Source organism: Streptosporangium sp. 'caverna', from assembly GCF_003203775.1.
Classification (GTDB): domain Bacteria; phylum Actinomycetota; class Actinomycetes; order Streptosporangiales; family Streptosporangiaceae; genus Streptosporangium; species Streptosporangium subroseum.
This window is the reverse complement of record NZ_CP029711.1, coordinates 6,556,915-6,577,247: the sequence shown is the minus strand read 5'-3', so window position 1 is coordinate 6,577,247 and position 20,333 is coordinate 6,556,915. Positions and strand designations below refer to the sequence as shown.

At 69.4% G+C, this 20,333-nt stretch carries 21 protein-coding genes and 1 pseudogene; 5 read left to right on the top strand and 17 right to left on the bottom strand.

Annotation, left to right across the window (positions count from 1 at the left end; all coding sequences use genetic code 11):
* Nucleotides 1-241: 241 nt before the first annotated feature.
* Complete coding sequence (locus DKM19_RS28850) at nt 242-436, bottom strand: DUF397 domain-containing protein (RefSeq protein ID WP_110699852.1); 195 nt, start codon at nt 434-436, stop codon at nt 242-244.
* Entirely contained in the window at nt 427-1,251 is an 825-nt protein-coding gene (locus DKM19_RS28845; protein ID WP_110699850.1) for a helix-turn-helix transcriptional regulator, read from the bottom strand. Before DKM19_RS28845 ends, DKM19_RS28850 begins: the two co-directional genes overlap by 10 nt.
* Nucleotides 1,252-1,427: 176 nt before the next feature.
* On the opposite strand from DKM19_RS28845, the gene DKM19_RS28840 reads away from it, so the two are divergent.
* A complete protein-coding gene (locus tag DKM19_RS28840; RefSeq protein ID WP_110699848.1) occupies nt 1,428-1,757 on the top strand; it encodes a hypothetical protein in 330 nt (109 codons plus the stop codon).
* Nucleotides 1,758-1,906: 149 nt separating this feature from the next.
* Here DKM19_RS28840 and DKM19_RS28835 read toward each other — a convergent pair whose 3' ends face one another.
* The 8 genes from DKM19_RS28835 to zwf all read right to left on the bottom strand — a co-directional run bounded on the left by DKM19_RS28835 (nt 1,907) and on the right by zwf (nt 11,731).
* On the bottom strand, nt 1,907-2,530 hold the full coding sequence (locus tag DKM19_RS28835; protein WP_110706062.1) for an AAA family ATPase: 624 nt from the start codon (nt 2,528-2,530) through the stop codon (nt 1,907-1,909).
* Nucleotides 2,531-3,104: 574 nt separating this feature from the next.
* On the bottom strand, nt 3,105-4,274 hold the full coding sequence (locus DKM19_RS28830; RefSeq protein WP_110699846.1) for a zinc-dependent alcohol dehydrogenase: 1,170 nt from the start codon (nt 4,272-4,274) through the stop codon (nt 3,105-3,107).
* On the bottom strand, nt 4,271-4,744 hold the full coding sequence (locus tag DKM19_RS28825) for a hypothetical protein (RefSeq protein ID WP_110699844.1): 474 nt from the start codon (nt 4,742-4,744) through the stop codon (nt 4,271-4,273). The genes DKM19_RS28830 and DKM19_RS28825 overlap by 4 nt, the downstream gene beginning before the upstream one ends.
* A 352-nt stretch (nt 4,745-5,096) precedes the next feature.
* Complete coding sequence (locus tag DKM19_RS28820) at nt 5,097-6,323, bottom strand: TIGR03118 family protein (RefSeq protein WP_110699843.1); 1,227 nt, start codon at nt 6,321-6,323, stop codon at nt 5,097-5,099.
* Nucleotides 6,324-6,559: 236 nt separating this feature from the next.
* A complete protein-coding gene (locus DKM19_RS28815; RefSeq protein ID WP_110699841.1) occupies nt 6,560-7,171 on the bottom strand; it encodes a bifunctional 4-hydroxy-2-oxoglutarate aldolase/2-dehydro-3-deoxy-phosphogluconate aldolase in 612 nt (203 codons plus the stop codon).
* The gene (gene glk / locus DKM19_RS28810) at nt 7,168-8,145 is read right to left on the bottom strand and encodes a glucokinase (protein WP_110699839.1); all 978 of its coding nucleotides are present in this window, start codon (nt 8,143-8,145) and stop codon (nt 7,168-7,170) included. Before glk ends, DKM19_RS28815 begins: the two co-directional genes overlap by 4 nt.
* Nucleotides 8,142-10,100 carry a phosphogluconate dehydratase gene (gene edd, locus DKM19_RS28805; RefSeq protein WP_239513640.1) on the bottom strand — a complete coding sequence of 653 codons (1,959 nt, stop codon included), beginning with the start codon at nt 10,098-10,100 and terminating at the stop codon, nt 8,142-8,144. The genes glk and edd overlap by 4 nt, the downstream gene beginning before the upstream one ends.
* Nucleotides 10,101-10,255: 155 nt before the next feature.
* A complete protein-coding gene (gene zwf, locus DKM19_RS28800; RefSeq protein WP_110699837.1) occupies nt 10,256-11,731 on the bottom strand; it encodes a glucose-6-phosphate dehydrogenase in 1,476 nt (491 codons plus the stop codon).
* A 143-nt stretch (nt 11,732-11,874) separates the two neighbouring features.
* Between zwf and DKM19_RS28795 the strand changes: the two genes are divergently transcribed.
* Nucleotides 11,875-13,044: an ROK family transcriptional regulator gene (locus DKM19_RS28795; RefSeq protein WP_110706061.1), complete on the top strand. Its 1,170-nt coding sequence runs from the start codon at nt 11,875-11,877 to the stop codon at nt 13,042-13,044.
* Nucleotides 13,045-13,392: 348 nt separating this feature from the next.
* On the opposite strand, the gene DKM19_RS28790 is transcribed toward DKM19_RS28795, so the two are convergent.
* From DKM19_RS28790 to DKM19_RS28780, 3 genes are read right to left on the bottom strand one after another with little or no spacing between them, the layout of a single operon-like run.
* Nucleotides 13,393-13,656, bottom strand: a complete 264-nt coding sequence (locus DKM19_RS28790; protein ID WP_162641849.1) for a hypothetical protein — start codon at nt 13,654-13,656, stop codon at nt 13,393-13,395.
* A gap of 47 nt (nt 13,657-13,703) precedes the next feature.
* Nucleotides 13,704-14,093: a hypothetical protein gene (locus DKM19_RS28785; protein WP_204358288.1), complete on the bottom strand. Its 390-nt coding sequence runs from the start codon at nt 14,091-14,093 to the stop codon at nt 13,704-13,706.
* Between the two features lie 29 nt (nt 14,094-14,122).
* Nucleotides 14,123-14,491, bottom strand: a complete 369-nt coding sequence (locus DKM19_RS28780) for a hypothetical protein (RefSeq protein WP_089208197.1) — start codon at nt 14,489-14,491, stop codon at nt 14,123-14,125.
* 114 nt (nt 14,492-14,605) lie between these two features.
* On the opposite strand from DKM19_RS28780, the gene DKM19_RS28775 reads away from it, so the two are divergent.
* Nucleotides 14,606-14,872 (top strand): hypothetical protein, encoded by a 267-nt coding sequence (locus tag DKM19_RS28775; RefSeq protein WP_110699833.1) that lies wholly within the window; start codon nt 14,606-14,608, stop codon nt 14,870-14,872.
* Between the two features lie 71 nt (nt 14,873-14,943).
* Here DKM19_RS28775 and DKM19_RS28770 read toward each other — a convergent pair whose 3' ends face one another.
* From DKM19_RS28770 to DKM19_RS28760, 3 genes are all read right to left on the bottom strand, one after another.
* Entirely contained in the window at nt 14,944-15,141 is a 198-nt protein-coding gene (locus tag DKM19_RS28770; protein WP_110699831.1) for a CsbD family protein, read from the bottom strand.
* Nucleotides 15,142-15,467: 326 nt separating this feature from the next.
* A complete protein-coding gene (locus DKM19_RS28765) occupies nt 15,468-16,748 on the bottom strand; it encodes a DUF6493 family protein (protein ID WP_110699829.1) in 1,281 nt (426 codons plus the stop codon).
* 560 nt (nt 16,749-17,308) lie between these two features.
* Nucleotides 17,309-18,007 (bottom strand): AraC family transcriptional regulator, encoded by a 699-nt coding sequence (locus DKM19_RS28760; RefSeq protein WP_204358287.1) that lies wholly within the window; start codon nt 18,005-18,007, stop codon nt 17,309-17,311.
* A gap of 300 nt (nt 18,008-18,307) precedes the next feature.
* Here DKM19_RS28760 and DKM19_RS28755 point away from each other — a divergent pair, with 300 nt between their 5' ends.
* On the top strand, nt 18,308-18,976 hold the full coding sequence (locus DKM19_RS28755) for an alpha/beta fold hydrolase (RefSeq protein ID WP_110699827.1): 669 nt from the start codon (nt 18,308-18,310) through the stop codon (nt 18,974-18,976).
* A 184-nt stretch (nt 18,977-19,160) separates the two neighbouring features.
* Nucleotides 19,161-19,271 (top strand): annotated as a pseudogene (locus tag DKM19_RS28750) (transposase); the annotation flags it as partial.
* 133 nt (nt 19,272-19,404) lie between these two features.
* Here DKM19_RS28750 and DKM19_RS28745 read toward each other — a convergent pair.
* Nucleotides 19,405-20,007, bottom strand: a complete 603-nt coding sequence (locus tag DKM19_RS28745) for a copper chaperone PCu(A)C (protein WP_110699825.1) — start codon at nt 20,005-20,007, stop codon at nt 19,405-19,407.
* Nucleotides 20,008-20,333: the final 326 nt, after the last annotated feature.

Here is a 20,333-nt window from a genome sequence, read left to right as displayed (position 1 = left end):
CAAATAACAGATTAGGACATATGGCCGCGAGACTCTGGTCGTAGCGCGGAACCTCGCCCTGCCGGCGAGTGCCGTCAACCGCCGCGCGCCGGCTCGCCTGAGCCGGCGACATCGTGACGGCGGCCTCGGAGCACTGCCACCACGGCGATCTCCGGCCGAGCATGGCCCGGCCGGGTATGGCCAGGCGTGGCCTGACCGCGCACGATCCGGCCGAGGGGGCCCCGGCCGGTCGGCATGTTCGTCAGACGGAGTCGGCTTTGATCCGCGTCAGGAAGTCGGCCCATACTTCGGGGGCGAACAACAGGGCGGATCCCGCCGGGTTCTTGCTGTCGCGGACGGCGACGACGCCGGGGAGATTGGCGGCGACTTCCACGCATTCACCGCCGTTGCCGTTGCTGCGGCTGCTCTTGCGCCACTGGGCACCGTTCAGGTCCATGCGTTCATCCTCTTTTCGATCAAGGCCACCGAGGCGGCCTGTGGCAGTGCACTGGAGTGCAGGGCGTCGAACTGAGCCGACAGGGAGTCGACTCTGGAGGGGTCTGTGAGGAGTTGCGCGTCTTCCGCGTTCTCCATGTAGGCGATATTGGGCGCTCCCTTGAAGGAGAGCACCAATATGGGCCCGGCAAGGCCGGCGTAGGCGCCCACCTCGAAAGGGATCACCTGGACGGTGATCCGCGGGCGCGTCGTCGCCCTCAGGAGGTGCTCGAGCTGCTCGCGCATGACCAGGTGGCCGCCTATGGGCCGGGCCAGTACGGCCTCGTCCAGCAGGACGAAGAGGATCGGCGGGTCCGGCCGCTCGAGCAGACGCTGCCGTTGCATACGGACGGTAACCATCTCCTCCACCTGTTTGTCGGTGTCGAAGGGCCGGCCCGCCCGGGTCAGCGCCCGCGCGTAGTCCTCGGTCTGCAGCAGCCCCGGAACCACCGCGAACTGGTAGTTGCGCAACATCTGCGCCTCCCACTCCAGCTCGAAGAGCGAGCGGACCCAGGCGGGTGAGGACTCCCGGACGATCAGCGGCCATAGTTTGATGAGTGCTCCGCCGGTCTCCAGGACCTCGTCGCACCTCTGCGCGAACTTTCTGGTCGGCGCGCGGGCGGCCGTCTCGATCAGGCCGACCAGGGAGGTGGAGTAAGAGGTCCGTTTCGCCAGCTCCTGTTGGCTCCAGCCCATCGCCTCTCGTAATCTGCGGAGCTCAGAGCCCCAATAGGCCGTGACGCTCGTGCTCGGGTCCAGCTCTTTCGGTGCGGGCATGGGGGGTCCCGTCCTTCGCGGTCCTACATGTTTCGGGGTGGGTTCCACAGCCGACCTGAATCGAGATGAACGTATCTCGTCGTAGCCGTGCGACTACTAAAAGTAATCACTCGGAAGCACTCTGGGAGGGGAAACGGCTGAACGTTTCCGTGGAATGCCAAGAGGGGGCGGACGGCATGATCATCCAAGGGGTGCTTCTGGGATCGCCCGCCATACACGCCGCCGGTCTGCTCAGGGACGAGCTGGCGCTGCAGGGCGTCGAGAGTGATATCCACGACGGTTACGGCCTGGCACTGGTTTCGGTCTGGGCCGACCTGGTGGTCTGGACGGACGGCATGGTCTACCGCTGGTGGGCCGGGCGCGTGTCGCTGAGGACCGGGTGGCGGCTCTACGCGGTCTACGGAGTGGACAACCCGGCCACCGCCGCACGCGGAGTGGCGCTCCGCTACGCCGAGCTCCGGGACAGCCACCCACGCTCCGAGCTGATCGTCAGGGCGCTGTCGTGATCCCGGCGGGCGGAACGGCCGGCGCGGAGCCGGCGTTCACGCCGGTCGTCGGAGCCGGTGCCGCCTACCTGGCGGGACGTGGCTGAGCGGGGCCCTCACCGGGGTGGCGCCGGCCCTGACCGGCGGGCGGCTCGGCGCGGCCGCCTGATCTATCGCTCGTCCTGCTCCCCGCCCCGCCGCTTGTCGAAGCGGATGGCCCGGAGCAGGTTCGCCGCGGGCCGGTCCAGAACGACGACCCCGCTGGCCGGGGGGAGGGCGCCGCCGCGGGCACGGGCGATGAGCACCCTCCAGCGCCGGCAGTGCCGGGCGAAGGTGGCGCCGGTGACGACCCGGCCGCGGGACCGCTGCCCCTCGCGCGCGATCCGCGGCTCCACGTCGAGCATGATCAGGTGAACCTCGCTGCCGACCCGGCGGGCCAGCCAGGCGAAGCCGTACAGGATGTGCGGCCAGGTGCCCCGGGTGTGCGCGACGACGCTGTGGCCGCCGAGCAGCGCGCGGGCGATCCGCCACACATGGGTGGCGTGCACGATCGGGATGCGGGCCCGCGGGGGGATCGGGCCGAGATAGCGCGCCCACCAGTTGCGGGACTGGCGTGAGTCGATCACCCACGCCTCGCCGGTGTCCACCGGCTCTCGCTCGTCGCCGTGTAATCCGTACAACCGGTCCAGCAGTGTGCTTTTGCCCGCGCCGGGAAGCCCCGCGAGCAGTACCAGCGACCCGGCTGGATAGTTCAGGTCTTCGACGGAAGCCTGACTGGCCGGTGTGGTGGCCATTGCGTGCACCTCGCAGGGGTGGGGGATTTCTCTCATAATGCGTCTCACGGCCTTCCGGGTGGCGAAAACGAATTCGTCGGAGATCCGGTGGAACAGCGGAAGGACGAACCTGGCAAAGATCGAACCGAGGATCACTCGTGGTGCGATTTCGCGCGTTCAGGTATGCGGCAGCCGATGTGCGCGCCAGGTGGCGAGAACGGCCAGGCTCCCGATGCGGGCACGGCCACGTCCGCGGACGTCGGGTCGGCGGGGGAGCAGGGCGGCCCGGCGGGAGGAAAAAGAAGGGGATATGTGAGCGGGCATGCGTACTCCTCGAATGCACTAGGCCATTCGAGGTCTCCTTCACCCGCACCTCGCGGGCGACCGTCCGGGGATGCTGTAAAGCATCCGTATTGACCGGGTCGGTTCTTGGGAAGTACTCCCCTCGTCGTTCCAGGCTAAGGGATCCGGGCGCATGGCGTCACGTCGAGGCGGTATTGGGCCCCCCGCGAACGACGCCGTGCGGGGAAGCCGTCCGTGGAATTGTCCGATGCGCTCCAAGAATCATCGGACAATTCCACACAAATACCTACAATCAAGGACGGAATACTGCTCGGACGCATCCGTCCAGTTTGTTCTTGAACAGGTCGTAGCCCCTGGGAGCCTCGTCCAGCGGCATCGAGTGCGTCGCGAGGTGGGACGTCGCCAGCTGGCCCTTCGCCATCCGATCCAGCAGCATCGGGATGTAGCGCTGCCCGTGCTGCTGCGCGCTCCGGACCGTCAGGCCCTTGTTCATCATCGCGCCGAGCGGAAACTTGTCCACCGTCCCCGTGAAGACCCCGAGGATGAAGACCGATCCGCCCTTGCGACAGGCGTGAATCGCCTCCCGCACCGCGACCGGGCGGTCCGTCTCGAGCCATAGCTGCTGCTTGACCTGGTCGTATATCTGCTGCGGGCCCAGGCTGTCCGCCTCCATGCCCACGGCCTCGACACAGACGTCGGGCCCTCTGCCTCCGGTCCGCTCCCGGAGTTCGGCGCCGACGTCGGTGCTGGAGTAGTCGATCGTCTCGGCTCCGATGTGGCGCTCGGTCATCGCCAGGCGCTCGGGATACCGGTCGATCGCGATGACCCGTTCGGCGCCGAGGAGCATCGCCGCACGGGCCGCCATCTGGCCGACCGCGCCGCAGCCCCACACCGCCACCACGTCGCCGCGGCCCACCCCGCCCAGGTGCGCGCCCATCCAGCCGGTGGGCGCCGCGTCGGAGGCGAACAGGGCGCTCTGGTCGTCAACCCCGTCCGGTACGGAGAACGCTCCGTAGTCCACGAACGGGACCCGGATGTATTCGGCGTGACTGCCCTTGAACCCGCCCATGGCGTGCGAGTAGCCGTAGACGCCGCCGGATTCGTAACCGAGGAGCATCTGCGCGATCTCCGGGTTGGCGTTGCCGTTGTCACACAGGGACCACAGGTCGTGCGAGCAGTACCAGCACCGGCCGCAGCCGATGAACGAGCACACCACCACCCGGTCGCCCACCTTGTGCCTGCGGACCTCGGGGCCGATGTCGACGATCTCACCGATGAACTCGTGGCCGATCACGTCTCCCGCGCGCATCGCCGGGATGTATCCGCCGAGCAGGTGCAGGTCGGATCCGCACGTCGTGCTCAGCCGCACCTTGACGACGGCGTCCTGGGCGTTGACGATCCCGGGATCGGGCACCTGTTCCACCGAGAGCCGGTTCACGCCCTGCCAGCACAGCGCCTTCACGGCCGCCCCTCCCCGCTCGCCCGGTGCGTCACCAGGTCCAGCAGGTTTCCCTGCGGGGCAGGTCGCGTCGTCGGCGGTTCGTCGGGGCGCAGCACCTCCCCGGTCTCGATCAGGGACTTGCTCTCGCGGAGGGCGTTCCGTACCGCCTGGCGGGGATCGTCACCGCTGAGACGCCCCATCATCCCGCCGGATCCCCACGACAGCGGCGCGCGCAACCGCGCGGCGATCTCGGTGCCCTTGTCGCCGGGCGCCTCGCGGATCCGCACCTCGATGGCGTCGCCCAGCATCGCGAGCGGTTCTGGCAGGAGCCCGTCCGGAGCCACGTCCTCGGGCTTGCGGTTGATCGTGATCGGCAGCCAGCGGTGCATTCCCCGCTGACTCTGGGGCCCGGCCTGGGGGCGACGCGATCGAAGCCATCGCACCACCCCCATGCCCGCCAGCGCGGTTGCGCCCACAAGGACAGGTTTCATGCTCCAGCCTCCTAAGACGGACAATTTTCCCTGATGGGACTACCCATCGTCCGTCTGCGGCTACCGAGGTTCGGGTAGCACTTGGGCTGGTGTTGACGGCCCCCTGGCCCGCGTCATGGCTGCGGGCGGGGAGCGAGTCCGCCCGTCCGGCGGCGCCGGCCACGCTGTGTCGGTCGTGACGGTTCGGAGCTTCCGGAGTGACCCTTCGCCCCGCACTTCGAACGTGTCACCGAGCGCGGGAGAACTCACGCGGCCCATTCGCCAGGGTCACGCCGACGTACTCGCGCCCCGGAGAGCACTCCTGCGTGCCGGCCTCCACCCCGGTGCGAACACCGGAGCATCGGCCGACGCCTCAGTAGCCGGAACCCGAGTTGGAGTTCGAGTTGGAATGGGAACTGGGGTGGGAGGCCGACGGCGCGGGGGTGGCGGACGGGGACGCCGCCGGGGCGGAGGTGGAGGCCCCCGCCGGACGGATCACACCGAGTACGCCGTGGGTGCCGCCGTCGCTGCCGGCGCTGAACCACAGGGCGTTCTCGCCGCCCACCGCCGCGGTGCCCCGCTCCAGGTCCCACAGGCCGCCCAACGCGATGGGCTTGCCGTCGGCGGAGCGCAGCGGGCCGAGCGAGCGGCCGTTGCGCGGGTTGTAGGCGTTGATCCAGCCGTCGCCGAAGTTGCCGACCAGCAGGGCTCCCGACTGGGCGCCGAAGCCCTTCGGAGCCAGCGTCATGGCCCAGGGCGCGTTCAGCGCGCCGCGCGCGGCGAACCGGTCGACGAACCGGCCCGAGCCGTCGAAGTGGCTGATGAACCCCTTGCCCTTGCCGGCCACGGCCTTGCCGGTCTGCGGATCGCGCTTGGCGTAGGCGACGAGGATGGAACGGCCGACGACCTCCACGTTGAACGGCGCGTAGTCCGCGGGCATGCCCGGGTCGCGGAACGCGTTGCGGCCCATCTGGAGCCGGTCGAAGTCGCCGTCGAAGGCGTGGACGCGGTTGTTGGCGAAGTCGGCGGCCAGCAACATCGGCCCGCGGTTGGTCTGGGCCAGGGCCAGGCCCTTGAGGTCGGCGCCCTTGACGAACGCGCTGATGACGGCGTCGTCGGGGTCGGCCTCGGCGTTCCAGCCCGTGATCGCCCCGCTGGGGCTGGCGAAGATGAACGTCGCCGGTCCCGAACCGCCCGGGCCCTTGACCACGAACTCGTCGCCGGGGTTGACCACCTGTCCGGTGGGCCTGCCGCCGGGAACGCGGACCTGGGTCTTCTCCTGCTTCACCGTGCCCGCGCCACCGGAGTAGACGGTGGCCAGGCCGGTGCCGGCGGCCGAGACCCAGAGGGTCTTGCCCATGGCCAGCCCCCACGGGTTGACCAGCGCGGGGTCGGTGACCGCGGCCCGGCCCTTCACGTCCGAGACCAGGTTGGTGACCGTGAAACGGCTCTGCGTGTTCCAGGTCGCGGCCGAGGGCTTACCCGTCGATGACGTATCGGCCTTACCGGCCGATGCCTTGCCGGTCGTTCCGGCCGACGCCGTACCGGCCACGCCCAGAACCAGCGCCGTAACGCCGATCGCGACGATGCGTACTTGCATTCGTGCCTCCTTTGTACCGGGAGTGCTTGTCGCCGCGAGATACGCGCGGGATCCCGATGCGGTTCAGTGGCACTTTCGGGGAGGCGGGCGAAAAGACGGCCCGCGGCCGCCGGGTAGGGCGGCCGCGGGCCGGATTCCATGAGCGTCACACCGGGTCACGGTGCCTCATGACCGCATGCGGACCAGGGGAGGAGACGGTCCGCACGCGGGGTCGTGATCTGTCTGAGGTCCGCGGGCTACCGGAGGGCGGCCGCCTCGGCGGCCAGCTTCTCGATCCGGGAGTAATCGCCGGCGGCGAGCGCGTCGGCGGGGGTGAGCCAGGTGCCGCCCACGCAGCCGACGTTGGGCAGCGCGAGGTAGTCGGGGGCGGTCGAGAGCTTGATCCCGCCGGTCGGGCAGAACCGGACGTCGGGCAGCGGGCCGCCGAGCGACTTGAGGTACGGCAGGCCGCCGGCGGCCTCGGCCGGGAAGAACTTCATCTCGGTCAGCCCGCGCTCCGCGAGTGCCATGACCTCCGACGCCGTCGCCACCCCGGGCAGGAACGGCACGCCGCTCGCCTCCATGGCGTCCAGCAGCGTCGGGGTGCTCCCCGGGCTGACCAGGAACTTGGCGCCGGCCTCCACCGAGGCCAGCACGTCGCCGTGGGTACGGACGGTTCCGGCGCCGATCACCGCTTCGGGGACCTCGGCGGCGATCCGCTGGATGGCCTTGAGGGCGTGGACCGTACGGAGGGTGACCTCGATGACCGGCAGGCCGCCCGCCACCAGGGCCCGTGCCAGGGGAACCGCGGTCTCCAGGTCGTCGATCACGACGACCGGGATCACCGGGGCGATGCCGAGCAGACTCATGCGCACTCCATATTCGACATATCTGATGTATCCGATGACAGGCGCCGGCTCAGCCACGCGGCCGCGCCGACGAGCGCGGGCTGGGGGGCCACGATCAGCGCCGTGGAGATACCGGACAGGTAATCGTTCAACGTGGGGGTGGCCTCGAACCGGCGACGGAAGTCGCTGGAGAGGACCCGGTCCACGATACGCGGCAACACGCCGCCGCCCAGATAGACGCCGCCGCGGGCGCCCAGGGTCATGGCGACGTTGCCCGCGAAGGTGCCGAGCATGCCGCAGAAGACCTCGACGGTCTCCTCGCACAGCGAGTCGTCCATCCTGCTCACGATCTCCGAGGCGGACAGTCGCGGCGCGCTGGTGCCGCGGACCAGCGCGAGCCCGCGGTGCAGCCGGGACAGTCCCGGTCCCGACAGCAGATGCTCGGCCTCCACGTGGCCGAGTCCGTCCGCGCGCAGGGCCTGGACGATCTCGTGGTCCCGCTCGTCCAGCACCGGCATCGTCACGTGACCGCCCTCACCGGGGACCGGCACCCAGCCCTCCGCCGCGGGCACCAGACCGCCCACGCCCAGGCCGGTCCCGGGGCCGAGCACGGCCTTGACACCGTGCGAGGGCTCCGGCCCGCCCAGGGAGACCAGGTCGTCTCCCCGCAGGTGCGGCAGGGAGGCCGCCAGGGCCTCGAAGTCGTTGAGCAGCCAGGCGTTCGGGATGCCCAGGTCGCGCACCGAACCCGACCATTCGGCGTTGGTGAGACGGTAGTGGTCGCCCTTGACGGGACCCGCGATCGCGACGCATGCCGCTCCCGGCTGAACTCCGCCCGCATGTTCTGCGAGATAGGCGGCTACGGCTTCGGGAAGGCCATCGTGATCGGAACCTGTCAGTACGGCCACAGCCTCCGGCCGGCCACCCGGTTCGGTGATCAGCCCGAACCGGGCGTTGGTGCCGCCGACGTCGGCGACGAGCCAGGGAAGGCTCACAGAACCTCCTTCGCCGAGGCGCCGGAGACACCCTGGGCTCCCCGGGCACCGGAGGCGCCCTGGGCCACCAGGAGGTTGGAGACGCTCTCGGCCGCCTGGGCGCCCGCGACGCTCTCGGCGTGGCCGTTCAGAGCGAAGATGCCCGCGCCGCGCTCGGCGGGGCCCGCCGCACGGCGGAAGGCGGAGAACAGCTCGCGTCCCGTGCCCACCCACTGGGCGTCGGTGAGCGGCGCGCCCTGCGGCGTGCGTGCGGCCAGCTCCTCGGCGGAGACCAGCAGCTCCAGGGTGCCGGCGGCGGCGTCGAGGCGGATCGGGTCACCGTCCAGGACCAGCGCGATCGGGCCGCCGTCGGCGGCCTCGGGCGACAGGTGGATGGCGGCGGGAACCTTGCCGGACGCGCCGGACATGCGGCCGTCGGTGACGATCGCCACCCGCTGCCCCCGGTCCAGCAGCACCGCCATCGGCGGGGTGAGCTTGTGCAGCTCGGGCATGCCGTTCGCGCTCGGCCCCTGGTAGCGGATGACCGCCACGAAGTCCTGCCCGTCCAGCTCGCCCGCCTCGAAGGCGCGCAGCAGCTCCAGCTGGTCGTCGAAGACCTTCGCGGGCGCCTCGATGACCAGGTGCTCGTCCTTGACCGCGGAGACCTTGCTGACCGCGCGGCCCAGGTTGCCGTCGAGCATGTGGATGCCGCTGTCGGAGGAGAAGGCGTTGGAGACGGGACGGAGCACGTCCGGGTCGGTGCTGCCCTCGGTGCGCTCCTCCCAGACCAGCTCGCCGTCCTTGAGCTCGACGGCCGAGCGGTAGTGGTCGAGCCCGCGCCCGGCGATCGTCAGCACGTCTCCGTGGAGCAGCCCTGCGTCCAGCAGCTCGCCGATGAGCACCTGCATGCCGCCCGCGGCCTGGAAGTGGTTCACGTCCGCCTGGCCGTTGGGGTACATGCGGGTCAGGAGCGGCACGACCTTCGACAGCGTGGCCAGGTCGTCCCAGAGCAGCTCGATGCCCGCCGCCGCGGCGATGGCGACGATGTGCATGGTGTGGTTCGTCGAGCCGCCGGTGGCCAGCAGGGCCACGCAGGCGTTGACGATCGCCTTCTCGTCGACGACCTCGCCGACCGGGGTGTACTCGTCGCCGTGCACGGTCAGCTCGACCGCCCGCTTGCCCGCGGCCTTCGTCAGGGCCTCGCGCAGCTCGGTGCGCGGGTTGACGAAGGTCGCGCCCGGCAGGTGCAGGCCCATGACCTCGATCATGACCTGGTTGGAGTTGGCGGTGCCGTAGAAGGTGCAGGTGCCCGCGGAGTGGTAGGACTTCGACTCGGCGTCGAGCAGCTCGCCCTTGCCGACCTTGCCCTCGGCGAACAGCTGCCGGGTGCGGGCCTTGACCTTGTTGGGCAGGCCCGAGCCCATCGGCCCGGCCGGGACGAAGACCGCCGGCAGATGGCCGAAGTGCAGCGCGCCGATCAGCAGGCCCGGAACGATCTTGTCGCAGACGCCGAGCAGGAGGGAGGTGTCGAACATGTCGTGCGAGAGCGCGATGGCGGTGGCCATCGCGATGACCTCGCGGCTGTAGAGCGACAGCTCCATGCCCGCCCGGCCCTGCGTGATGCCGTCGCACATGGCGGGCACGCCGCCGGCGAACTGGGCGACACCGCCCGCCTTGCGGACGGCCGCCTTGAGGATCGGCGGGTAGGTCTCGTACGGCTGGTGCGCCGACAGCATGTCGTTGTAGCTCGACACGATCGCCACGCCCGGCTTGACGTTGGCCCGCAGGTCCAGCTTGTCGGCCGCTCCCGCGGCGGCGAAGCCGTGGGCGAGGTTGGCGCAGCCCAGGCTGGCCCTGGCCGGTCCGCGCTCGCGTGCGGCCTCGGCCTCGGCGTGGAGCCGTGCCAGATACGCGGTACGGCTGCCGCGGCTGCGCTCGATCAGGCGGTCGGTGACCTCCTGGATGACGGGATCCACCCGGCCTCCTCTGTTGTCGCCGGGCCGGTCTGCGTGCTTCGCCCGGCCCCGCTGCTCTGCTCGATCGACGTGTCCTGCTTGGTCTGCGTGCCCTGTTTGGTTTATGGGCTCCGCTCGGTCCGCGTGCGCTGCCTGACCGCTCGTGATCCGGTCGCTCATGCGGGGTACTCCTCGTGCCAGGCGCGGTCACTGCGGCTGACGAGCTCGTGGGCTCCCGCCGGGCCCGAACTGCCCGCCGGGTACGGCTCGGGCGCCGTGCCGTACGACTCCCACGCACCGAGGATGGGATCGATCCACCGCCAGGCGGCCGCCACCTCGTCGCGGCGCATGAACAGGGTCGGGTTGCCGGTGAGGACGTCCATGAGCAGCCGCTCGTAGGCCTCGGGCACCCGGGTGGTGAAGGTCTCGGCGAAGCTCAGGCTGAGCGGGACCGGCTTGAGCGCCACCTCGCCCGCGCCCGGCTCCTTGGCCATGATGTGCAGCTTGATGCCCTCGCTCGGCTGCAGCCGGAGCACCAGCCGGTTGGGCGTGCTGCCGGGGAAGATCGAGTGGGGCACGTCCTTGAACTGCACCACGATCTCCGAGTACCGGTTCGGCATGCGCTTGCCGGTGCGCAGGTAGAACGGCACGCCCGCCCAGCGCCAGTTCTTCACCTCGGCGCGGATCGCGGCGAAGGTCTCCACCCGGTGCGAGGCGTCGGTGGGCGCGGTGTTGTCGGGCTCGTCGAGGTATCCGGGGACCTGGACGCCGCCGGACTCACCGGCCGTGTACTGGCCGCGGACGGTGAACCGGTCGACCTCGCCGCCGGTGATCGCCCTCAGCGACTCCAGGACCTTGACCTTCTCGTCGCGGATGGATTCGCGGTCGTTGCGCGACGGCGGCTCCATCGCGACCAGGCACAGGAGCTGGAGCAGGTGGTTCTGCACCATGTCGCGCAGCGCGCCGGCGTGGTCGTAGTAACCGCGGCGGCCCGGAGTGCCCACGGTCTCGGCGACGGTGATCTGGACGTGGTCGATCCAGAGGGAGTTCCAGATCGGCTCCAGGAACGCGTTGGCGAACCGGAGCACGAGCAGGTTCTGGACCGTCTCCTTACCCAGGTAGTGGTCGATGCGGTAGATCTGCTCCTCGTCGAAGATGGCGCCGACCTCGTCGTTGATGCGCTGCGCGCTGGGGAGGTCACGGCCGAGGGGCTTCTCCAGCACCACCCGCGAGGCGGGGGTGACCAGACCGGCGCGGTGCAGCTCCCTGCAGAATGGGCCGAACGTCATGGGCGGGCTGGCCAGGTAGAACACCCGGCTGCGCTGCTCATGTCCGGCGAGCAGGGCGGTGAGCTTCGCCCAGCCCGTCGTGTCCTCGCCGCCGATGTCGACGGAGACGTGGTGCAGGCGGTCGAGGAAACGCTGCCAGGTGTCGAGGTCGTCCACCGGTACGGAGCCGCGTACCTCCGCGTCCACCTTGCCGCGGAAGTCGGCGTCGTCGAGCCCGCCGCGGGACATCGCGATGATCCGGGTCTCGGGGGCCAGGCGGCCGTCACGGTCGCAGTGATAGAGCGCGGGAAAAAGTTTCCGCATGGAGAGGTCGCCTGTGCCGCCGAAGACGATCAGGTCGGCGGATTGCGGGGTCTCGGACATGGGGATTGCTCCGTTGATCTACCGGAATTGGGGATAGATCGGACACTAGCTACATCTTGCGCTCTACACAAGCCGAGTTTTGTAATCTGAGATGAGAAAGTGCGAAGTTTTCATTTCATAAGTAGGTGTGGTTCACTTGGCCGATGCCTCGACGTCCCGCTACCGCGCTGGCCACCAGCGGTGAGGTGCTCCGCCTCATTCGCACCGGCGAGGCTTCCACGCGGGCGGACATAGGACGCGTCACCGGGCTGTCCCGGCCGGCCGTCTCCCTGCGCGTCACCGAACTGCTGGATCGGCGCCTGGTCGTGGAGGACAGCGAGGGCCCCTCCACCGGCGGCCGCCCGCCCACCCGCCTGGTCTTCAACGCCTCCGGCGGCGTGGTGCTCGTCGCCTCCCTGGGCGCCAGCCGTGCGCAGATCGCCGTCTGCGACCTCTCCGGGACCGTGCTGGCCCGTACGGGCCTGGCCGTCGATGTGGAGGAAGGGCCCGACGTCGTCCTTCCCCTGGTCATGCAGACCTGGAGCGAACTGCTCGGCGACCGGCCGCTTTCGGCGGTACGCGGCGTCGGCATGGGCGTTCCGGCCACGGTGGAGTTCGCGGCGGGCCGCACCGAGAGCGCCCGCATCATGGCCGGCTGGACCGGCGTGGCCGTCCCGCCGATCATCGCCGCGCGCTTTCCCGCCCCCGTCTTCCTCGACAACGACGTGAACGTCATCGCGATCGGCGAGCATCGCGAGATCTACGCGGGCGAGGCCGACGACCTGCTGTTCATCAAGATCTCCACCCGGATCGGCTCCGGGGTCATCGCGGGCGGCGAGATCCTGCGAGGAGCGCTGGGCGCCGCCGGGGAGATCGGGCACATCCCCGTCAGGGACGGCGGGGGAGTGCTCTGCCGCTGCGGCAATATCGACTGCGTCGACTCCGTGGCGAGCGGCACCGCCATCCTGCGCGACCTCCGCGCCCGGGGGCACGACGTCAAGAACCTGGCCGACGTGGTGGCGCTGGTCAGGGCGGGCGACGCCGAGACCATGACCGTGGTCCGCAACGCCGCCCGGATGCTGGGAGAGGTCGTCGCCAGCGCGGTCAACCTGCTCAACCCCGCGGTGGTCGTCCTCGGCGGGGACGTGGCCGAGACCTTCCAGCCGATGGTGTCAGGCGTCCGGGAGGTCGTTCACCGGCGCTCGACGGCCCTGGCCACCCGCAACCTGAGGATCGAGCGCAGCCGCCTCGGCCCGGGCGCGGGCATCATCGGCTGCGCGCACATGGTCCTCGACCACATCCTGTCTCCCGACGCCGTCGACTCTCTCCTCTGACGGGGGCTCGGCCCACGGGCCCTGACCTGGCCTGAGCCCGTCGGCTGCGCGCACATGGTCCTCGACCACATCCTGTCTCCCGACGCCGTCGACTCTCTCCTCTGACGGGGGCTCGGCCCACGGGCCCTGACCTGGCCTGAGCCCGTCGGCCTTGTCCCCGGCCGGATCCGCCGGTCGTGGTACGACGTGAACCCACAGTTCCCAGGCGGGATCCGCTGGTCGGGTACGGATTGAACCAATAGCCCCCGGTACGGGCCCGGCCCCGAATCTTCGGTTGGTTCGGGGCCGTCGGCCCTGGCCGGACCTTCAGCAGGTTCGGCCCGTCGGCCCTGGTGCGGGCCCGAACCTTCAGCCCGCTTCCGTTGTCATGCCCGGGTTGCTCCGTGACTGGCGGCGAACCGCGAGGACGATGTCCACGATCACGACCACGGCCAGCACCGCCATCGCGACGACCAGCCAGGTGGCACCGGTCGCGAAGCCGAACACGCCGAGGATGATGATCGGTATGAGTCCGAACGAGCCCAGGCGGATGTGAACGACGTCTCGCGGCGTCGCGTTGACCATCGGCCTTCCCCTTGCGTCCGTCTCTTCCGGCTGTCCTTCGGGAGCCATCTTCCCCTCCTTCGATCAGGCGCACCCTGTACCCGGATGCCTGGCCGTCATGCGTCCTGCGAACCTGCCAGTGCCTTCATCAGTCCTTCGGAATCGGAGACGGTCAGGGTTGCACCGGGATGGGTCAGCAATCCGCCGGGCGCCAGCGCGGGCACCGGGGTACGGAAGCGGACGCACACGCCGCGCCGGGCGTTGGTCCCGAAACTCACCCCGAGATCGACCAGTGACATGCGCGCCCCGAAGACCTTCAGCGGCGAATAAGGGCCGGTCACGGTGGCGTCGATGACGTTGGACAGGGGTGTGCGCAGCACCCAGGGGCCGAATCGGACCATGAACTCGTCCTCCTCGACAGCGGCGAAGGCCCGGGTGGGACTCACGCCCAGCAGCATGAGAGGGATCCTCCACGCCGGATCGATGTCGAACGCGAAGCGCGGCACGGTTCAGTCCTCCCCCGGAGGTGAGCCGATCATTTGGCCTTCCAAGGGGGCGAGTCGCCCATCTTGTCGTAGTACTTGGCCAGGTAGGACTTGATCTGGTCGATGTCCTTCTTCGGCACGTCGACCCCGCCCCGGGACCCCTGCATGACCGCTCCGGCGGCCATCACGGCACGCGGTACGGCCATGAGCCTGCCTCCGATCACGTCGGCGATCGGCAGTTTGTAGCTTTCGAAGTTCTCGGGCGCGTCGCTGTCGTACCAGACATGGGCATCGCGGTACTTGGCGTTCGGCTCCTTTTCGGCGCCCGCCCACTTACGGACGCGCTTCTCCGCCGCCGCCCCGTCCCACTCCCTGTCCCGGTCGGCCAGCGGCAGGTCGTGAAACTGCGTCACCGTCATGACGGTGCTCCCCTCTCCGGTCCCTCTGGTCTCTCTGGAGGACTCCCTACCCGGACGCCCGGCTCCATGCCTGGTCGGCAACATATTTGCCCTTTTGCGGGGGAGGAGGTGAGCATGATCGAAGAGGTTGAAGTGAGCGAAGAAACGGCCAGGGACGACCTTCCGGAGGAGGATTCGATGCCCCCGGCTCCACGAGGCATCGACGGCGAGAGCCGTGTCGTGGCGGAGAGGTCCGGGGCGGACACGTCCTTCCCCGAACGACCGCTCCTGGCGGACCCCGACAACGAACGCCGTTCCACGGCCGAGAACGGTGACGGGAACGGGGGCGACGAGGCGTCGGAGAAGCGCGCACCCGAACCCGAGGTCGGCCCCGCGTCCTGAGAAATCCGTCTCCTGAAACGGCGGCGGCGGGGCTCCGAAAATCGGAGCCCCGCCGCAAAGGTCGAGCTTAGTCAGCTCTTCTTGAAGGCGTCTTTGACGTTCTTCGCGGCGTCCTTTACCTTCTCGCCGGCCTGCTTGACGTGGCTCTCGGCCTGGTCGCCCCGGCCCTCGGCCTCCATCGACCTGTCGCCGGTGGCGCGCCCCGTCCCCTCCTTGAGCTTGCCCTTGACCTCTTCGGCCTTATTACGGATCTTGTCGTCAGCGCCCATGATTCGGTTCCTCCCCGGATCTGAAGTCTGCTTCCGTGCAGGGGTACTTCCTGTCCGTGAAAGGGAGGGGTAAACATGCCCCCCACGCTGGTGGCGGACGCCGATACCATCCGATGACCTGGGAATATGGGTGTGAGGTCATCGTTAAAGGCGAGGAACACGCGGAGGTCGGAGCTCCAGGAGCAGGGTGACCGGAGCTTCGGGATCCTGCTCCGCGGGGTCGGTCTCGTGGATTCTGACGGATGGTGTTGCGGGGAATGAGCGTCCTGGATCGGATCCGGATCGGCCCGCTCGGGTTGGGCATGCTGTTCATCGCCGCTCTGCGCTCAGCCGATTCGCGTAGATAGACGAGGAGTCGCAGGTAATCCAGGGGCCTTGTCATTCGCGGATTCGACGCCGCTCACGACCGTGGCCAGCCTGGCGCGCAGGTCTGGAGGGAGGGCACCGGCGGCGTCGCGGAGAGTGTCGGCGCTCATGCCGGCGGAGTGTTTGACGGCCAGCCGTACGGCACGCTCCTGAAGGTCGAGCATTTCGTGACCGAAGATCATCGCCAGGGCCTCGGCCGCCGCCTCCGCATGACCGGGCGCATGCCGTACGACCTGATCGATCCAGGACAGTCCCGCGCGGACCAGTTTCTTCTCCTGCCGGAACATCAGGGCCTTGGCGGCTTCGCCGAAGTCCTCCGGCTCCGGCGGGTCCAGCCGCCGCAGATGGCTGAGGGCAAGCTCGGCGACGGGGCCCGGCGCGGAGGGCAGCAGCCGCAGGTAGTCGTAGGTGTGGAGTTTGATCTCGTCGGCGGTCGGATCGAGGGCTTCGTGAAGACGGACGAAGAATCGCAGTTCGAGCACGGTGCCGCCGCGCAGGAAACGGCGAAGACAGCCGTCGAGCAGCATGCTCCGGTCGACTCTGCCACTGGTGGCCAGCGTGTGCAGGACGCTCGGCCAGGGGTAGATGCCCTCCCGGTTCAGGGCCTCGCCCACGCCTTGGGCCTCGAAGAGCCGTGGCAGGAGCGTGTCCAGCAGCGGATCGTCGGCCAGCACGTCGACCAGCGACCGACCGGCGGTTCTCCTGGAGACCCAGCCCAGGACGAAGCCGTCATCGGTGGGTGCCTCGATCCCGGTCTCGCGGATCAGCGCCGCCGTGAGCTCATAGCTCGGGTCGCGGCCGCGAAGCCTGACCGCCAGCCGTTGTGCCAGGTCGGCCTGCCATGCGTGTGGCCGCGTACGGACCAGACGGAGCAGTCGATGGGTGTCGTCAACGGTGGAGTCGGCTCCGACGAGGCCACGGCGGGTCAGCCATGAGGCGACCGAGGCAGCGGTGGCGATCGTCCCCGCACCGGCCGCGCGCAGCGCCTCGGCGTGCTCTCTCGCGCCCCGCCACGAGTCGAGACGGCGCCGGACCTCCTTGAGATGGCCGGGCAACTGCTTGGCGACCTCACGCCGTCCGTCGGCATCCAGGGTGAGCACCAGCGCGGTGACGCCGTCCGCGTCGCACTTGCCGATGAGGTCGCGGACGTCGTCCCAGGCGGTCACGTCGGGATTCCCTTCGGGGGTGTACGGCAGGCGACTGCCCGTCGTGGTCGGGACGGTAGCCGTGATCACCGACATTTCTGCTGCAGGTGCCGAAGGCGAACCTCGCGTGCCGTCGGAGCAGGCGGGAAACCTGCCGCCGGGTTCTGGGCGGAGATGGGCCGGACCAGCCGATGACGTGCGAAACTCCCGGTCGGTTGCCGGGATTCCACAAGGTCCTGGCCGTTGGAGGAGAAGACGGTCCCCTCTCGTGCGTTGAAGCAGACACGCCAGTGGCGTGGGATCCGTACCAGGGGTGAGCTGACCACGGATGTGGCGTGACGCCGAGGGCCGGCATCGGTATCGGCTCTGGAGGAAGACGACTTGCTGGGGGCGCGCAAGGCGACGGCGCTCCGCGAGGAGTTTCCCGGCTCTTCGCGGCCGAGGGCGTAGACGTTGCCGGCTGATCGCCGGGCTCGACGAGTCTCGGTGGGGTCGTCGTGGGGCGACGCTTTGAGCCTGATCGTGCGGTCCCGGCTTATCGCGTGGTCAAGCCGATGGTTGGTGCGGCCGCTGTAGTTGTGCGGGAGCCGCGAGGCACACGGGGGTCGTCTCCTGCCCCGATCGCGGACCATATCGGCCCGGGGCGCGAGTACGGATCACCCCGAAGGCTTGACCACGGTCGGGAGTTGAGATGCGTGGGCGGTGGACCGGCGACCGGTTCGGTAGCGGCCCGGGGTCGTTCCGATGAGGTTGGTGAACGCCGCGATGAAGCTGCTGGGGTTGGCCCATCCGCAGGCGGAGGCGGTTTGGGTGGTGTCGTGGCCGTCGGCGAGGAGCACGAGCGCGTGATAGACGCGTAGCTGCGTGCGCCACTCATAGAAGGTCATGCCGAGCTCGCTGCGGAACAACCGGCTGAGGGTGCGGGTGCCGGCTCCGATCGTCTTCCCGAGTTCGGCCAGCGTGGCGTTGTCCGCAGGTGTCTCGTACAGCATCCGGGCAATGGCCTGCAGTCGGTCATCCCGTGGTTCGGGCAGGTGCAGTGGCTGTTCGTGTGCTTCGCGGAGTTCCTCGACGAGGACCCGAAGGAGACGAGAGCGCGCGGAGCGGCTGTAGCCGGGCGCGGTGTCGTCGTAGTTGCGGGAGCCGGTCAGGGCGAGCAGGACCTCGCGGGCGAGGTCGGAGGCCAGGAACACGGCGGGACGCTCGGGTAGGAGCCGGGCCAGAGACGGCGCGAGAAAGACGATCCGCATGTCGGTGTCGCCGTGGGCGCGGTGGTGGTGCGTGAATTCGGCGGGGGTCCAGGCGACCCGGTTGGCGGGAACGACCGACGTGCCGCGCTCGGTGTGAACTGCCAAGACGCCGCTGGCTGCGTATACCAGGTGCCCCCGTGCGTGCGACTGCTGCGCGCTTGCCTGGCCGGATGGCCACAGGTGGCGCCCGCCGGAGGGCCAGATATGTGACGTCACACCGGCGGTCAGGGAAGGTTGGCGGCGAACGGGCATCAGTTGGCATCCTATCGGTAGCACGCCACACCGTGATCCGGTGAAACTTTCTCCATGCGGAGCGGTCTTCAGTCGCGCAGAGCGCCTGGCCGAACCACATGGCATCGAGGCAGTGCGCCTCGATGCCGCGGCTTGAGAGAGAAGGAGAAACGCATGGCGACGTTCGTCCTCGTACCCGGCGCTTGGAAGGGCTCCTGGGCGTTTGAGATGGTGGTTCCGCTGCTGGAGCGTGCCGGTCATGCCGTTCACGCCCTGACCCTGACCGGTCTGCGGCCAGACGACGACAACGCGACGGTCGCGACCGCCAATCTCGACACGCACGCCGACGACGTACTGCGGCACCTCGATCGCAACCACATCACCGGCGCGACGCTGGTCGGCCACAGCTACGCCGGGATGGTGATCGCCGCCGCCGCCGATCGCGCCGGCGGCCGGGTCTCACGGCTGGTGCATCTCGACGCCTTCGTACCGCGCGATGGCGAGTCGTGGTGGTCGTCGGCGAACGAGTACTTCCGGGAAGTGGTCGCGGTCGGCGCCGCGGCCACCGGCTATGCCGTCCGACCGCCGGACGGCGGTGATCCTCGCCGCCGTTCCCATCCCCTCGCCTCGTTCCTGCAGACGATCCGGCTCACCGGCGCGTTCGCCCGGGTCCCTCGTCGGGAGTTCGTCTACTGCTCGGGATGGGAGGACCGGACGCCGTTCGCCGAACTCCGGACCCGACTCCACGCCGATCCCGGTTGGCAGGTCCACGACCTCCCCACCGGCCATGACGCGATGCATGAGGCCCCGGAGGCGGTCGCCGCACTACTGCTCGGCGAATGAACCGCGGACGCGTCGACGCGTGGACGACCGGCTTGCCGTTGAGGGCCGCACAAGTCCGGTTCATCTAACCCCCCGATCATTCATGCCGGCGTCCGGGGCCGCGGCGTCCCGGGGGCCGTTCACTCCGTGCGCGGCCGAGATCGGGAGGCCGCGCAGGGGTGCAGAGGACCCATCGGGAAGACCTCGAGTCGTCGCGATGGACGGCTTCACCGGCTTCAAGACCGCCACCGCCGAGGTGCTCCCCGACGCCGTCATGGACCCCTTTCATGTCGTGCGCTTGGCCGGGGATGCCCTCGGGTTCCGCAACCTCACCGACTACATCGCCGGGAGCCTGCACGAAGCCGGCGGGTTCGGACCGCAACCACACCCACAACTGTGAAGAGCCGGTTTCCTCCGGCTGGTGCGAGGTTCTCGCGGGAGCGCTTCGCTCAGTTGTCGCCCTCGTCCGTGCCGTGGTCGCTCTTGTTCTTGCCGGGGCGGTAGCTCTCCCTGGCGCCGGCGAAGGTCTTGCTGACCGCGGTGAACTCCAGGGTCTGGCCACCGGCGAGGGTAAGAGTGAAGGGGATCCTGGCACCGGGCTTCACCGCTTTGGTGACGCCCATCAGCATGATGTGGTCGCCGCCGGGCTGGAGCCGGTGCGTGCCACGGGCCGGGATGACGAAGCCGCCCTTCGTGGGACGCATGATCGCCTTGTCGCCAGAACCGACGATCTCGTGCAGCTCGATCTCCGGCGAGAGGGGAGAGGCACCGGAGACGACGGTCACGTCGGCGTCGGTGTTGTTGACCAGGGTGCCGAAGGCGGCGGTCATCCCGCGCTTGGTGGCCTTCACCCACGGGTCGGTGATCGCCAGCGCGGGAACGCCGGCGGCAGGGCTTCCGGCGGGCGGGGCAGCCTGCTGGGTGGACTCGGTGGCCTGCTGGGCGGGCCGCTGGGTGGACTGGGGCTCCATTTCCTGGGCACCGCAGGCACTCACCGACGCGGTGGTGAGGACCGCGAGGAGCCCGGCGGAAAGAGCACGTTGAATGATCATGAAAAGGCCTTTCCGGATGTACGGCGCCGCGCTCGGAGCCGTGCTCGACAGGCGCGCGGGAGCGCCGGAGGAGTCACGCTCGACCCGAGGCACACCATGGCGAAGGCCGAGGCTCGGGTGAGACGAAAGGGCGAGGTCACGGGCATGATCCGGCAATGATCACACACGGCGGGGGCGTCTTCCCGCCGGAGCCGGGCCGTGTCCCGGACGTGAAATAAATTTACCGGTCCTGCGCTGTCAGCGGAACGTGCTCACAGCGAACGGACCGAAGCCGTGGCGCCGGACGGGGCTAGGGTCGCTGGTATTCGCTATTCGTAAACTCTTGA

Excerpts from the sequence above, each read along its gene's own strand:
- DKM19_RS28780 (WP_089208197.1), bottom strand. The coding sequence starts at position 14,491 with ATGACGGTGACGCAGTTTCACGACCTGCCGCTGGCCGACCGGGACAGG.
- DKM19_RS28745 (WP_110699825.1), bottom strand. The coding sequence starts at position 20,007 with ATGATCATTCAACGTGCTCTTTCCGCCGGGCTCCTCGCGGTCCTCACC.
- DKM19_RS28820 (WP_110699843.1), bottom strand. The coding sequence starts at position 6,323 with ATGCAAGTACGCATCGTCGCGATCGGCGTTACGGCGCTGGTTCTGGGC.
- DKM19_RS28840 (WP_110699848.1), top strand. The coding sequence starts at position 1,428 with ATGATCATCCAAGGGGTGCTTCTGGGATCGCCCGCCATACACGCCGCC.
- zwf (WP_110699837.1), bottom strand. The coding sequence starts at position 11,731 with ATGTCCGAGACCCCGCAATCCGCCGACCTGATCGTCTTCGGCGGCACA.
- DKM19_RS28845 (WP_110699850.1), bottom strand. The coding sequence starts at position 1,251 with ATGCCCGCACCGAAAGAGCTGGACCCGAGCACGAGCGTCACGGCCTAT.
- DKM19_RS28770 (WP_110699831.1), bottom strand. The coding sequence starts at position 15,141 with ATGGGCGCTGACGACAAGATCCGTAATAAGGCCGAAGAGGTCAAGGGC.
- DKM19_RS28825 (WP_110699844.1), bottom strand. The coding sequence starts at position 4,744 with ATGAAACCTGTCCTTGTGGGCGCAACCGCGCTGGCGGGCATGGGGGTG.
- DKM19_RS28775 (WP_110699833.1), top strand. The coding sequence starts at position 14,606 with ATGATCGAAGAGGTTGAAGTGAGCGAAGAAACGGCCAGGGACGACCTT.
- DKM19_RS28850 (WP_110699852.1), bottom strand. The coding sequence starts at position 436 with ATGGACCTGAACGGTGCCCAGTGGCGCAAGAGCAGCCGCAGCAACGGC.
- DKM19_RS28765 (WP_110699829.1), bottom strand. The coding sequence starts at position 16,748 with ATGTCGGTGATCACGGCTACCGTCCCGACCACGACGGGCAGTCGCCTG.
- DKM19_RS28835 (WP_110706062.1), bottom strand. The coding sequence starts at position 2,530 with ATGGCCACCACACCGGCCAGTCAGGCTTCCGTCGAAGACCTGAACTAT.
- DKM19_RS28815 (WP_110699841.1), bottom strand. The coding sequence starts at position 7,171 with ATGAGTCTGCTCGGCATCGCCCCGGTGATCCCGGTCGTCGTGATCGAC.
- DKM19_RS28795 (WP_110706061.1), top strand. The coding sequence starts at position 11,875 with ATGCCTCGACGTCCCGCTACCGCGCTGGCCACCAGCGGTGAGGTGCTC.
- DKM19_RS28790 (WP_162641849.1), bottom strand. The coding sequence starts at position 13,656 with ATGGCTCCCGAAGGACAGCCGGAAGAGACGGACGCAAGGGGAAGGCCG.
- DKM19_RS28755 (WP_110699827.1), top strand. The coding sequence starts at position 18,308 with ATGGCGACGTTCGTCCTCGTACCCGGCGCTTGGAAGGGCTCCTGGGCG.